Source organism: Ignavigranum ruoffiae, assembly GCF_900110675.1.
Taxonomy (GTDB): Bacteria; Bacillota; Bacilli; order Lactobacillales; family Aerococcaceae; genus Ignavigranum; species Ignavigranum ruoffiae.
The window spans coordinates 348,401-362,168 of the sequence record NZ_FOEN01000001.1; the positions used below are offsets into that span (position 1 = coordinate 348,401).

Sequence of the window (13,768 nt, forward strand, 5' to 3'; positions counted from 1 at the left end):
GCAACATCTGCTGACACATTAATCACCTTTCTTTATGTGTTTCTGAGCAATGTCTTTCCGATAGTAAGTTTGATTAATTTGTATTTGATTCAATTTTTGATAGATTTCCTGACTTAAGTTATCGAGCTGGTCACCTGATTGAATCAGCATTAAGATTCTACCGCCCTGGCTGATCAAGGGATAGTCTGGCGAAGATTTCACGCCGGCAAAACGAACTTGAGCCAGAAGATTCTCTGGAATCTGAATTGGCATACCCTTAGGATAGGTCCCTGGATAACCGAGTGCAGCCACAACCACTCCTAAACAATATTCAGGCTTGAGGGTCACCTGGTAGATTTCTTGATTGAGATGGACTTGGAGTAAGTGATAGAAATCATCAACAATTCTTTCAAGGACCACTTGAGTTTCAGGGTCACCAAATCGGGCGTTAAACTCAATCACTTTCGGGCCATCTTTTGTCATCATCAAACCAGTATACAGGATACCCGTATAGCTGATTCCTTCGGCTTTCAAAGCTTGAATCAAGGGCCGGACAATGATTTGATTACATTCTTCCATCAGCGCTTCTTCATCATAACCGGGAACGGGTGAGATTGACCCCATCCCGCCAGTGTTTGGTCCCTTATCGTCATCAAAAGCACGCTTGTAATCTTGAGCTAAGGCCAAAGGAATAATATGATCACCATTCAGCAAAGAAAAGTAAGATAACTCTTCACCTTCTAACAATTCTTCGATGACCAAATCATGGTTTAAATCTTTCATGATATAAGATAAATTGTTCTCAATATCGTCAAGATGGTGGTGGATGTAGACACCTTTTCCAGCAGCCAGGCCATCTTCTTTGACCACTAGACCTGAATTTTGTTGACGAACAAATGCAATCGCTTGATCAAATTCATTGGCTTTAAAGGCTCGATACTCCGCTGTGGGTACTTTGGCTTTGGTTAAGATATCTTTGGCAAAGGTTTTAGAACTTTCCAAGCGCGCTGCTGATTGGCTCGGACCTACAATAGCCAAATCATGTTGACGGAAAGCATCTACAAGACCAATGGCTAAACTTGTTTCAGGACCGACCACGGTTAATTGGATATCTTCTTTGCGAGCAAATTCGACCAAGGCTTCCTTGTCCACCGCTGAGATATCGATGCATTGTATTTTGTGGGCCGAGGGATTAATGGCTAATTCCATACCAGCATTCCCTGGAGCGACAAAGACCTGACTGACCTGTTTGCTTTCAGCTAACTTCAGAGCTAACGCATGTTCCCGGCCCCCGGAACCGATGACTAATACTTTATTCAATGGTGCTTCCTCCTAATGTTTGAAATGACGCATGCCTGTTTTTACCATTGTGAGTTGGTGCTGGTCTGCTAATTCGACCGAATCTTGATCACGGATCGATCCACCGGGTTGAATGATTGCTGACACACCATACTTCAGGGCTAATTCAACCGTATCTGCAAATGGAAAGAAGGCATCACTGGCTAAGACTAAAGGTTGCTTAACTTGAGATAATTTGGAACTGGCTGCTTTAAGGGCAATTTCAGCCGCCCCAACCCGATTCATTTGACCCGCGCCAATGCCTAGGGTCATTTCCCCATTGCTGACCACGATGGCATTCGATTTCACATGCTTACACACCTTCATGGCGAAATTCATCGCTTGCAGCTCAACTAAATCCGGTTGACGTTGGGTCATCACTGTCCATTGAGTCGGTAGGTTCGATTGAATCGAATCTGGTAATTCATCAGAAGCATCCGTTGCTTGTCCTAAGAGTCCTCCAATAATGCTGGTGTATTCAGTCTGATAGAAAGATGATTTGGCTGAGAAATCCAAATTCAATAATCGTAAATTTTTCTTAGTTTCCAGAATGGCTAAGGCTTCTGAACTAAATTCTGGCGCGATAATAATTTCCAGGAAGATTTCTTGCAGTTTTTGAGCTAAGTCGGCTTCTACTGGACGATTTAAAACCAAAATCCCACCGAAGATTGAAACAGGGTCTGCCTGATAACAATTAGCAAAGGCTTGCTCAATATCGGCACCGAGGGCAACGCCACAAGGATTCATATGTTTCACCGCCACAGCGCAAGGTTGGTCAAATTCACGAGCGATTCGAATAGCTGCATCAGCATCCCTTAAATTATTATAGGATAACTGTTTGCCCTGTAATTGTTGAGCCGCTGCTAATGAGAAAGCTGGCGGGTTGATAGCCCGATAGAAAGTCGCAGCTTGATGACTATTCTCACCGTAGCGGAGTGGAGTCGCCTGATCATAGGTCAAGGTCAAATAATTCCATTGATGTGGTTCGGGGAAACTCAAATCTTGATGCGCTGACGTCAAATATTCGCTAATCATGGCATCATAATGGGCAGTTAATTGAAAGACCTTGCGGGCCAAATAAGCTCGGAAAGCTAAGGAAGTGTTTCCCTCTCGGTCCAGTTCTTGAATGAGATACGGATAATCTCTAGGATCAGTGACCACAGTGACGGATTGATAATTCTTAGCAGCTGAGCGCAACATTGACGGACCACCGATATCAATATTTTCAATCGCTTCTGATAAAATGACATTTTCTTTATGAATCGTTTCCTTAAATGGGTAGAGATTCACCACCAGATAGTCAATCGCAGCAATTTCAAACTTCTCACAGGCGGCCAGGTGGTCTGATTTATCTCGCAAGTGAAGCAGGCCCCCATGAACCTTAGGATGTAGAGTCTTAACCCGGCCATCCATCATTTCGGGAAAACCCGTATATTCTTCGACGGCTTCAACGTTCAGTCCGGCCTCTTCAAGCACCTTAAAGGTCCCTCCGGTTGATAGGAGCTGAATACCGTGTTGACTCAAACTTTGAGCCAGTTCGACAATACCTGCCTTGTCAGACACACTCAATAAAGCATACTTCTTCACAGAGATTCTCCCTTCAATTCTTTAATAATTTCTTGAATAACTTGTGGATATAAACGATGTTCAATGCGATGAATTTCTTCCTCTAATTCTTCGAGCGTCATTCCTTTGGGGATAGTAAGCTTTTCTTGAGCAATAATCTCTCCCGTATCAATCCCTTGATCTACATAATGGATGGTGACTCCTGTTTGATTAACGCCTGCTTGATAAGCATCCAGAATACCTTGTCGGCCCGGAAATAAAGGCAACAGGGATGGATGAATATTCAGAATCCGTTGGGGGAAGGCTTGAAGCAGACCTTTTCCCAATATCCGCATAAAACCAGCTAAGACAACTAAATCAATCTGTCTTTCTTTCAAGAATTCAATAATTTCTTGCTCCCAGGCGCTTCGACTTGGATACGCCTCAGGTGGACACAGTAAAATATCCAAAGAATAAGGTTGCACTTTACTTAAGACTGGGGCTTGAGCTTGATCGCAGACTAGAGCTACCGCCTGAGATTCAATCTGGCCCTGATCAATTGCTTTCAAAATGGCCATGACATTGTCCCCATTACCCGAGGCAAACAGAGCTAATTTCATCCTATAAACCCTCAATCTGAACTTGTTCTTCGTCGGCAGCCAGCGCGCTGACCTCACCAATCCAACGACTTCCCGGAATGGCTGCTAGAATGTCTTCCTTATATTTAGTATCGACCGCTAAAACCATGCCAATCCCCATATTGAAGACATTAAACATCTCTTCCTTGGAAAGTTGGCCTAATTCTTCTAACCAAGTGAAGACTTCAGGGATTTCCCAAGATCCATATTGAATATTCGCCTTAAGTTGCTGAGCGAACATGCGAGGAACATTCTCATAGAAGCCACCTCCGGTAATATGACTGATTCCTGAAATTTTACCCGCTTGAACCCATGGTAAGACTTCTTTGACATAGATTTTTGTGGGTTCTAATAGGGTCTCAATCACAGTTCTACCAGACGGTAATTGGTCAGTAAAAGCAATTTGATGGTCTTTAAAAAGAATCTTACGCACCAAGGAATAACCGTTGGAATGAATTCCTGAACTGGCTAAGCCAATGAGTTGGTCGCCTTCCTTAACTTGTTGACCATCAAGCAAGTGAGTTTTATCAGCAATTCCAACCACAAATCCGGCTAAATCAAATTCATCCGCAGAATACAAATCAGGCATTTCAGCGGTTTCACCGCCAATCAGAGCCGCTCCAGCTTGAACACAACCTTCCGCGACACCAGCTACGATTTGTTCGATGGTTTCTGGCTGGTTCAGGCCAACTGCTAGATAGTCTAAGAAGAAGAGAGGTTCTGCTCCTTGAGCTAATACATCGTTGACACACATGGCTACACAATCAATGCCAATGGTATCAAATTTCTCTGCTTGTTGAGCCAGCAAAATCTTGGTTCCAACACCATCAGTTCCTGATACCAAGACAGGTTGGTCAAATTTCTTACCAGATAAATCAAAAAGCGCGCCAAAACTACCTAAATCGTTCATGACTTCTGGACGTTGAGTACGAAGTACATGTTTCTTCATCCGTTGAACTGCTTCATAACCCTTATGTATATCTACACCTGCCTGTTGATATGCCTTACTCATCTACATTCTCTCCTTTTAATATTCTTTGTTGCAATGGGGTTAAATTCTTCTCAAATTCCTGGCGATAGTCGCCTAAATCAGCTGTCGTCTGTCCATTAAAACCTGCGGTACAGATATCTATGGAATGTGAATGATCTTGACTTAGAATACCTTGACGCAGACCGTCAATTGACAAGAAGGCCAGGCTATCAGCGCCAATATATTGGCAAATCTGCTTGACCGTTCGATTGGAAGCAATGAGTTGCTGATTCGTTTGAACGTCAATCCCAAAATAATTTGGAAAGCGAATCGGCGGGCTAGCTATCCGCATATGAATTTCGCGAGCACCAGCTTCTTTCAGTAGCACGACCAGTCTTTTAGAAGTCGTTCCTCGAACAATGGAATCATCTACCAGAACAATCGACTTGTCTTGGACAATTTTTCGTACTGCTGATAATTTTTGCTTAACGCCTTGTTCACGCATGGCCTGAGTCGGCTGAATAAAGGTGCGTCCCATATATTGATGCTTAATTAGACCCATTTCATAGGGTAAACCACTCGCCTCAGCAAAGCCACTCGCAGCAGATAAGGAGGAATTGGGCACGCCTATGACCAAATCAGCTTGTGGGGCGGGTGCTTCTTGGGCCAAAATTTTACCGGTTTCTTTTCTTGCTGAGTGAACATTAATATTAAAAATATCAGAATCCGGCCGAGCAAAATAAATAAATTCCATCGGTTCAATACTAATGCCTAAAGATGGTTTATATGAACGAATCTGATAGCCATCATGGTCAATCTTGACATATTGGCCTGCAGAGACAATATCAATCACCTCTGCCCCCACACTATAAATTGCGCAGGTCTCACTGGCTAGAATAAAGGCTCCATTTGTGGCCCGACCAATCAATAAAGGACGGAAACATGAAGGATCTACAATCCCATATAGACCATCTTCGACTAACAAAGCAAAGTTAAAGCCCCCAGTTAAATGTTGAACCGCCTCAACCAATTTGCGCTCAATATCTTGTTCAGAACTATGTTGCATCAGATGAACTAATAATTCAGCATCCGAACTCGAATGGAAGACTGCTCCTTGCTTTTCTAATTGTTTTCTCAAGGTCTGAGCATTGGTAATGTTGCCATTATGGGTAAGACTTAAGTAGCCATAACTTAATTTGAAATTTAACGGTTGGATATTACTATTCTCATCCCGATCTAAATGAGAGGCAGACCGAACATGGCCCAAAGCATAAGAGCCTTTTAAATCATTTAATAAATGTTCTTGTTTAAAGACATGATTTAATAAACCTAAACCACGATGGTTATAAATTTGTCCGCCCTCTCTACTGGTTATTCCGACACTGGTTTGTCCTCGATGTTGCAAGGCATGCAGACCGAAATAGGTGATTTGAGGTGCATGGGGGTGGTTCCAAATTCCGAATATTCCACCCGATTCACTCACACCTGTTGGACTACTCGCAACATATGCTTGATCTAAGCTAATCGCCATCGATTTATTCCCTTCTCTTAGTTTCTTATTTCACCCTTAAAGTAACATGCAAGGCCATGAAGTTCAAAGAAAAACCGAATATTCATAAAATATCTTTATAATCGTTCGTGTTTTTAGTAAAAGTTTATTCATCAGCAAAATTTAAGCTGTGGCTAAAGAAAAGTACTTTGCTATTGCGAACAAAAAGTTTCAACGAAGCTTATTTTTTTTAGAAAGTATTTGTATTCTGACGGCCATCGATATAAATTATTTTGATAAGCCAGTCTACACTCGCTGAAACTAATATTTTTACCTTCTTAACAAAAAAGACCTAAACCAAGTGAGCTTAGATCTTTTCCAACAGAAGAAGCTCGAAATAAAAATGTAGAGCTTTTCTTATTTTTTATTAAATTTTGATTGAGTATGGGCCCGACGAATTTTTTTAATATTTTGTTTGAGTTTTCGTTTATAACCTGGTTTGACTTTTTTATGTTTTTGTCGATTAACTAAACGATTGATTTCGGGCAGGTCCTCTTTTGCCTTTACTTTACGTCGTTGGCGTCGGTCACGTTGATGTGTTTCAACCAACTCACCATCTTTCCAACGGACAGGAATAAATTGAATGCCTTTATCTTCTAATTGATCAATAGCTTGATCTTCCGCGGGGTCATAGAAGGTGTAAGCTTCTCCAGGTAAGTCATTCCGTCCTGTACGACCAACCCGATGAACGAAGAATTCCAGGTCCTGAGGCAATTCGGTATTAATTACCAGGGATATGCCCGGGATATCAATGCCCCGAGCGGCTAAATCGGTCGCTACCACATACTGAAATTCTAAATTGCGGATTTGACGCATAATCCGTTTACGTTCTCTGGAATCAACATCGCCATGAATTTTAGCGACTTTGAGCCCTCTATGTCTTAAATAATCAACTAATTGATCCGCGTATTCCTTGGTATTGGTGAAGACCAAGGCTAGAAAAGGATGACCCTTCGTCAACAAATCATAGGTTAAGACTTTTCGATCCTGTTGCTTAGTATTTAATAAGTAATTGCGAATGGTTGGACTAATGACATCTTGATTTTCTATTTTAATTCGTTGCGGATGATCCATATACTTATTTAGAAATACTTCTAAGGCTTGAGGAACCGTTGCCGAGAAGACCATCATTTGCAAATCTTCTGGCATGCGTGAGGCAATTTCATCGACAATATTCAAAAAGCCCATGTCCAGAGTCATATCCGCTTCATCTACCACCATCACTCTGCTCGTTTGAACCCATAAAGCATGTTCAGACATGAGGTCAAAGATTCGCCCTGGCGTACCAATCACTAACTGAGGTTGATTTTGACTGCCTAATTTATCTAATTGACGTTTTTTGTCAGTCCCACCGACATAGTTCTCAATTCTTAAAGGATTCGGACGAAATCCATTGATTTGAGTAGCCATTTGATATATTTGTTCGGCTAATTCGCGGCTGGGAGCGGTCACTACGGCTTGAACTTCAGCCAATTCACTATTTAATTGGTCCATTAAGGGTATCAGGAAACTATGGGTCTTCCCTGACCCGGTTTGCGATTCAACAATCAGACTTTCTCCTTTTAAAGCAAGTGGAATAACTTGTTCTTGAACGGGCTTTAAACTTTGAAAATTCAGGCTGCTTAAGGCAGCTTTGATATAATGTTGTATATTTAAGTCTTGAATATCCATAATTTCCTCCTATTATTACAAGTTCCATAATTATTATACTATATTGAGTATTTTATCCCTAATCAAATTGTCAGTATTGCTAAATTAAGCTATAATGTTTACTGTCTAACATACGGAGGGATAGCATTGAACGATAACCGCCTAATTTTGTTTCTTTTTGGAGCTACTGGGGATTTAGCCACCCGCAAATTGTACCCGGCTATTTACCGTTTATATAAAAAGAAACAACTTGCTGATCATTTTGCCGTCATCTGTACGGCTCGAAGAGAATGGACCGATGAACATCTCCATGAAGTCATTCTTAAGAGTATTGCCAAGGAAATTGAAGACCATATTGATGCTAATGAATTTGTCAGTCATTTTTATTACCAAGCCCATGATGTACATAATGCAGACCAATATTATAAATTAAATGATTTAGCAAAGCAATTAGATCAAGAATATCAAACACAAGATAATCGCGTCTTCTTTATCTCTTTATTACCTAGCCTTTTCCCAGAAATTACCAAGCATATGAAGGAACAAGGCCTACTAGCCAACCAAGGATATAGCCGGCTGATTATTGAGAAACCATTCGGTCATGATCTAGCTTCAGCAGAAGAATTACAAAAACAATTAAATCGATCCTTTGAGGAAGATCAAATCTATCGAATTGACCACTACCTGGGTAAAGAAATCGTTCATTCTTTACATTATTTGCGTTTCAACAATTATGTGCTTCGACGACTATGGAATGCAAAAGGGATTAATCATGTTCAAATTGCTTTGGATGAAGAGGTCGGTGTCGAGAAACGAGCAGACTACTATGAAAGTTCCGGCGTAATTCGTGATATGATTCAAAATCATCTCTTACAAATCCTGGCTCTAGCTGCCATGAAAGAACCTGAAGATGATAGCTCGGATGCGCTGAGACAAGCTAAAATTGAAGTTCTCTCCCACCTCAAGCCTTATGCTAATTTAGAAGAATTGAAGAAAAATGTTATCCGGGGCCAATATGGTCCTAATCCTCAATTAAACTTGCCAGGTTACCGTCAAGAAGCCGGTGTTGATCCCCAATCAAACACAGAAACTTTCTTAGCGGCAAAGGTCTTTCTAGATCTACCACAGTGGCAGAACGTCCCCTTCTTTATCCGTTCAGGGAAGAGACTACAACGGAAAGTTTCGGTGATCAATATTGTCTTTAATAAAGAGGAGAATGAAGCACAAGCTAACCGCTTACGGATTGAAATTGGGCCAAACTTAAATTACCAACTTTTCATCAATTCTAAAAAACCAGGCTATGATCATCAAACAGAATCGATTGCCTTTAAGTTTGAATATACTGCTGAAGAAGTCGCCGCCATGCCGGTTGACTATGAACGATTAATCTATGAATGTATTTTAGGTGAGTTAAATAACTTTAATCATTATCAAGAAATTGTCCAGGCTTGGAAATTTGTCGATCATATTATTGCGGGTTGGCAATCCTTACCAGCGCCGGACTTTCCAAATTATCCAGCCGGTATGGCTGAACCTCAAGCAGCGATCGATTTGTTGCAGGGCTATGCCCATCAATGGTATGGCTAGAATTGAAAGCACGATCATAAAATAAAGAACACTGGAAAAATTCCAGTGTTCTTTTTTGGTCACAAAATTTATAAGTTTTAAGCAGCTTGTCCGACCCTGTCTTTTAACATGGCAAAGAACCAAACTAAGCCAAAGGTAATAATAATATGACCTAAACCAGCGATTCCGTTTACCATCGCGGAATCAGCGTATCCCTGAACAGTCATGATTCCTTTGACAAGCATCATCGTCACCGTCCAAATCAAGCCTAAATTATATGAAAGATAGAAACGATTAAATTTAACATGGTCATGCAAGTTAAATTGACGATCAAGGCTTAAAACAATTAAGAAGAAGACCATTCCTAAAACCAAGAGATGGGTATGGAGCACATTTAATTGACTTTGACCAGTAAAACCTTGCCAACGCGTATATTCACGGTAAAATACGCCAGCAATCAAGCCTAGAATTAAGTATATTTTTGCGGTAGTATAGATTTTTTTCATCTTAGTCGACTCCTTCTGTATTAATAAATTGACTCTGATAAAGATTCTTGTACTTGCCATTTAACGCCATTAATTCCTGATGACTGCCCTGTTCGATAATATCACCTTTCTCCATATATAAGATTAGATCAGCATTACGAATGGTTGATAAGCGGTGGGCAATAATGAATGAGGTCCGTCCCATCATCAATTCATCCATCGCCTCTTGAATGAGTACCTCTGTCCGTGTATCGACCGAACTGGTGGCTTCATCCAGGATCAGCACCGGCCGATCAGCCAATATGGCTCGAGCAATGGTTAATAGTTGTTTTTGACCTTGGGAAATATTGGTCGCTTCTTCATTGATTTCAAAATCATAACCATTTGGTAATGCCTCGATAAAGTGATGGGCTCGGGCTTGTTGGGCAGCAGCTTGGACTTCTTCATCGCTGGCATCAAGACGACCATAGCGAATATTCTCGCGTATACTGCCCTTAAATAACCATGTATCTTGTAGAACCATGGCAATTGCCTGCCGGTAAGATTCACGATCATAGTCCAAAATATTATGCTGATCTAAAGAAATTTGACCTTGATTCACTTCATAGAAACGCATTAATAATTTCACAATGGTTGATTTCCCAGCCCCTGTTGGTCCGACTAAGGCAACCTTCTGTCCTGGTTGAATCTCTGCAGAGAAATTATGAATGATTGTTTGGCCTGGATTATAAGCAAATTGAATATGATCAAAGCTAATGTGGCCTTCGACATCTTCTAAAGGCAATTTATTGGCTGAACTAGCTACTTCTTCCTCTTCCTCCAACAATTCATAGACACGTTCACCCGCGGCTGCCATTGATTGCAACATGGTAACTACTTGGGCCATCTGACCCATAGGTTGGGTAAACCGATTCACATATTGGGTGAAGGCTTGAATATCACCTACAGAAATCTGGCCATGAAGGGCAAAGTAAACCCCTGAGATGACCACCCCAACATAACCTAGGTTGGAGATGAAATCCATAATTGGAAACATTAAACCAGAGAAGAACTGGGACTTCCAGGCGGATTCTTTAAGGGATTCGTTCTCTAGATTAAAGTCACTCAACACCTTATGTTTTTGGTTAAAAGCTCGGACAATGGTTTGGCCCGCAATATTCTCTTCAATTTGGCCATTGATGACTCCTAAAGATTTCTGTTGTTGTTTGAAATACTGTTGGGAGAATTTCATTAAGCTAGCCAAGACACCCATGCTTAACGGAATCATGATCAAGGCAATCAAAGTCATTTGCCAAGAAATTGTTAACATCATGTATAAAATACCCAGCATGGTCACAATCGAGGTAATTAACGTAGTAATACTTTGATTCATCCCGTTCGATAAAGTATCGATATCATTACTAATTCTTGAGAGAACTTCACCATAAGGACGTGATTCGAAGTAGGCCATTGGCATCCGATTAATCTTGTCAATCATCCGTTGTCTTAATTTGAAAGTAATATCTTGGGTAATGGTCGACATAATATAGCCCTGCACCATGCCAAAAATCGATGATATAACATATAAAGCCAGAACAAATAATAGAATTCGGCCAACATTATCGAAATTAATATCACCTTGACCTTGGATTTTTAACATCAGGCCTTTGAACAATTCAGTAATCGCCTTACCTAATTCCTTGGGGCCGACGATAGAAAAGACGGTAGACAATAAGGCAGTCACAATCACCACCGCAAATGATGCAGGGTACTTCATAATCTCGTGTAGAATTTTACCCATCGATTTGGAAAAATTCTTCGGTTTCTCAACCGATCCTAAAGCCGGTCTGCCTGGACGCCCTGCTTGACTTTGTTGATTTTTATTCTCTTCTTGGGCCATCTTAATTCCCCCCTTTCATTGATCGCTCAATTTCAGCAGCTGATAATTGAGATTGGGCAATCTCTTGATACACTGGACAAGTTGTCATCAATGTTTGATGCGTTCCTTGACCAATCACCTTGCCCTCTTCAAGAACAATAATATTGTCTGCATCTAAGATCGTCGAAACGCGTTGGGCAACAATAATCACTGTCGCTTCTTTGGTAACTAGTTCAAGTGAACGGCGAACCTGCGCATCGGTCTTATAATCCAAAGCAGAAAAAGAATCATCAAATAAATAAATCGTTGGGTCTTTAGCAATCGCGCGCGCAATCGATAACCGTTGTTTCTGACCACCGGAGACATTTGCTCCACCCTGGGAGATACTAGCCTGGTACTCTCCATCCATTTCTTGGATAAATTCATCGGCGGCTGCAATATTAGCTGCTTGCACCATCTGTGGATCAGCAATTTGATCATCGCTATACTTAATATTTGAGCTGACTGAACCTGAGAATAAGACCCCTTTTTGGGGAACATAGCCAATTAAGTCTCGTAAATCATGCTGACTTAATTGACGGATATCTACCCCGTCAATTGTAATTGATCCTTGACTGACTTCATAGAAACGCAAGAGCAAACTCAACAAGGTTGACTTCCCACTACCTGTACTACCAATGATGGCCGTTGTTTTACCTGGTTCGGCCCTAAATGAAACTTGACTGATACTATCTTGTTTGGCTCCTGGATAACGGAATGAGACTTGATTGAATTCAACCTGGCCATGAGCTTGATCAATATGTTGAACTTGATCGGCATCGTGAATTTGAATCGGTGAATCAATGACTTCAGCGACCCGGTCAGAAGATACTACCGCCCGTGGTAAGAGCACTGCCATCATCGAGAAAATCATAAAGGAAAAAATAATCTGCATGGTATAAGAGATAAAGGCAGTCATCTGACCAACCATAATCCCACCCGATGCAATTTGATGGCCGGCAACCCAAACGATTAAGATTGATGTTGCATTCATGATTAACATCATTAGTGGCATCATCATTGACATGGTCCGATTGACGAAGAGCATGGTTCTTTTTAAGTCACTATTTGCCGTATCGAAACGTTGGGTTTCAAGTTCTTGCCGACCAAAAGATCGAATGACTTGTAGTCCAGTTAGGATTTCTCGGGCGACCAAATTGAGTCCATCTACTTGTTTCTGCATAATTTTAAATTTCGGCATGGTTAACACTAATAAGCCACCAACAATAATCACGACCGCCAAAACAGCTAGCACAATAATCCAGGATAAACTGGTTCCAGTACGGATCACGTGATAGATACCCCCGGCAGCCATCACTGGGGCAAATAAGGCAAAGCGCAAAATCACTGTCATTGTCGTTGAAATTTGTTGAATATCATTCGTTGAACGAGTAATTAAAGAAGAGGTAGAGAATCGATCGATTTCATAATGAGAAAAGCTTAAGACCTTTCGATAAATTTGTTCGCGCAAATTATAACCAAGATCCGCTGAAATCCGTGAGGCAAAGAAATGGGCACCGACTGCTACCAGAATCGAAGCCAAAGTAATCATTAACATTTGGCCACCTTCGCGGAAAAGATATTGCCATTGATAGGCCTGCAAATCATTGCCACTCGCTTCATACTGGTCTTTGACGAAATTAACCGCGGCGGATCGAAGCATATTTTGGTCCATCTTTTCAATTTGCTTCTTAAACATCGAACGCAATTGAGTTTTAGGGATTTGACTTAACATCTGAGGATTCATATTTCCAAAGCTGGATGAAGTCTCTGTTCCCGAACTTTTATTCAGAAATTCCAGCACGGCAATCGGTTCTAACAAACTCTTTTCTAAATCTTTCAGTGCCTGATCATCCTTGGCAATTTGATCATTCAAGCGAAGCGTCTGATGATCGGTCTGTTGGTAATTACTGGCTAAGACTTCTTGTTCAGCAGGAGTCATCATTTCGCTTAATCTTTGCGCATCCTGAGCAGTGATTTCTAGTGGAACGGCATACTCAAAGCCAGAGTTCTGAATACCAATATCGATTAAACGTGAAGTATAATCAGGCAAAAGCAAGGTTGTATAGGCTCGTCCGACATGGAAGAGCATGATTAATAAGATTAACCATCGATAGGGTTTTAATTGTTGCCATAAATTTCGCATAAGTC

The 13,768-nt window shown here is 41.1% G+C and carries 10 protein-coding genes; 1 reads left to right on the forward strand and 9 read right to left on the reverse strand.

The annotated features are described in order from the left end of the window. Positions 1-18: 18 nt before the first annotated feature. From purD to BMX34_RS01575, 6 genes are all read right to left on the reverse strand, one after another. Positions 19-1,299, reverse strand: a complete 1,281-nt coding sequence (gene purD, locus BMX34_RS01550; RefSeq protein WP_092570081.1) for a phosphoribosylamine--glycine ligase — start codon at positions 1,297-1,299, stop codon at positions 19-21. 12 nt (positions 1,300-1,311) lie between these two features. Next, positions 1,312-2,904, reverse strand: coding sequence for a bifunctional phosphoribosylaminoimidazolecarboxamide formyltransferase/IMP cyclohydrolase (gene purH, locus BMX34_RS01555; RefSeq protein ID WP_092570083.1), 1,593 nt, complete (start codon positions 2,902-2,904; stop codon positions 1,312-1,314). Continuing rightward, on the reverse strand, positions 2,901-3,482 hold the full coding sequence (gene purN / locus BMX34_RS01560) for a phosphoribosylglycinamide formyltransferase (protein ID WP_092570085.1): 582 nt from the start codon (positions 3,480-3,482) through the stop codon (positions 2,901-2,903). The genes purH and purN overlap by 4 nt, the downstream gene beginning before the upstream one ends. 1 nt (position 3,483) lies before the next feature. Beyond that, positions 3,484-4,512, reverse strand: coding sequence for a phosphoribosylformylglycinamidine cyclo-ligase (gene purM / locus BMX34_RS01565; protein ID WP_092570087.1), 1,029 nt, complete (start codon positions 4,510-4,512; stop codon positions 3,484-3,486). Further along, positions 4,505-6,001 carry an amidophosphoribosyltransferase gene (gene purF / locus BMX34_RS01570; protein WP_092570089.1) on the reverse strand — a complete coding sequence of 499 codons (1,497 nt, stop codon included), beginning with the start codon at positions 5,999-6,001 and terminating at the stop codon, positions 4,505-4,507. The genes purM and purF overlap by 8 nt, the downstream gene beginning before the upstream one ends. A gap of 375 nt (positions 6,002-6,376) precedes the next feature. Beyond that, entirely contained in the window at positions 6,377-7,690 is a 1,314-nt protein-coding gene (locus tag BMX34_RS01575; RefSeq protein WP_092570091.1) for a DEAD/DEAH box helicase, read from the reverse strand. Positions 7,691-7,816: 126 nt separating this feature from the next. Between BMX34_RS01575 and zwf the strand changes: the two genes are divergently transcribed. Continuing rightward, the gene (gene zwf / locus BMX34_RS01580) at positions 7,817-9,256 is read left to right on the forward strand and encodes a glucose-6-phosphate dehydrogenase (RefSeq protein WP_092570093.1); all 1,440 of its coding nucleotides are present in this window, start codon (positions 7,817-7,819) and stop codon (positions 9,254-9,256) included. A gap of 77 nt (positions 9,257-9,333) precedes the next feature. Here zwf and BMX34_RS01585 read toward each other — a convergent pair whose 3' ends face one another. Genes BMX34_RS01585 through BMX34_RS01595 form a run of 3 tightly spaced genes read right to left on the reverse strand, consistent with a single transcriptional unit; the run spans position 9,334 to position 13,763 of the window. Beyond that, complete coding sequence (locus BMX34_RS01585) at positions 9,334-9,741, reverse strand: DUF2871 domain-containing protein (RefSeq protein WP_092570095.1); 408 nt, start codon at positions 9,739-9,741, stop codon at positions 9,334-9,336. Between the two features lies 1 nt (position 9,742). Next, positions 9,743-11,599, reverse strand: a complete 1,857-nt coding sequence (locus BMX34_RS01590; protein ID WP_092570097.1) for an ABC transporter ATP-binding protein — start codon at positions 11,597-11,599, stop codon at positions 9,743-9,745. Between the two features lies 1 nt (position 11,600). After that, entirely contained in the window at positions 11,601-13,763 is a 2,163-nt protein-coding gene (locus tag BMX34_RS01595) for an ABC transporter ATP-binding protein (RefSeq protein ID WP_092570099.1), read from the reverse strand. Positions 13,764-13,768: the final 5 nt, after the last annotated feature.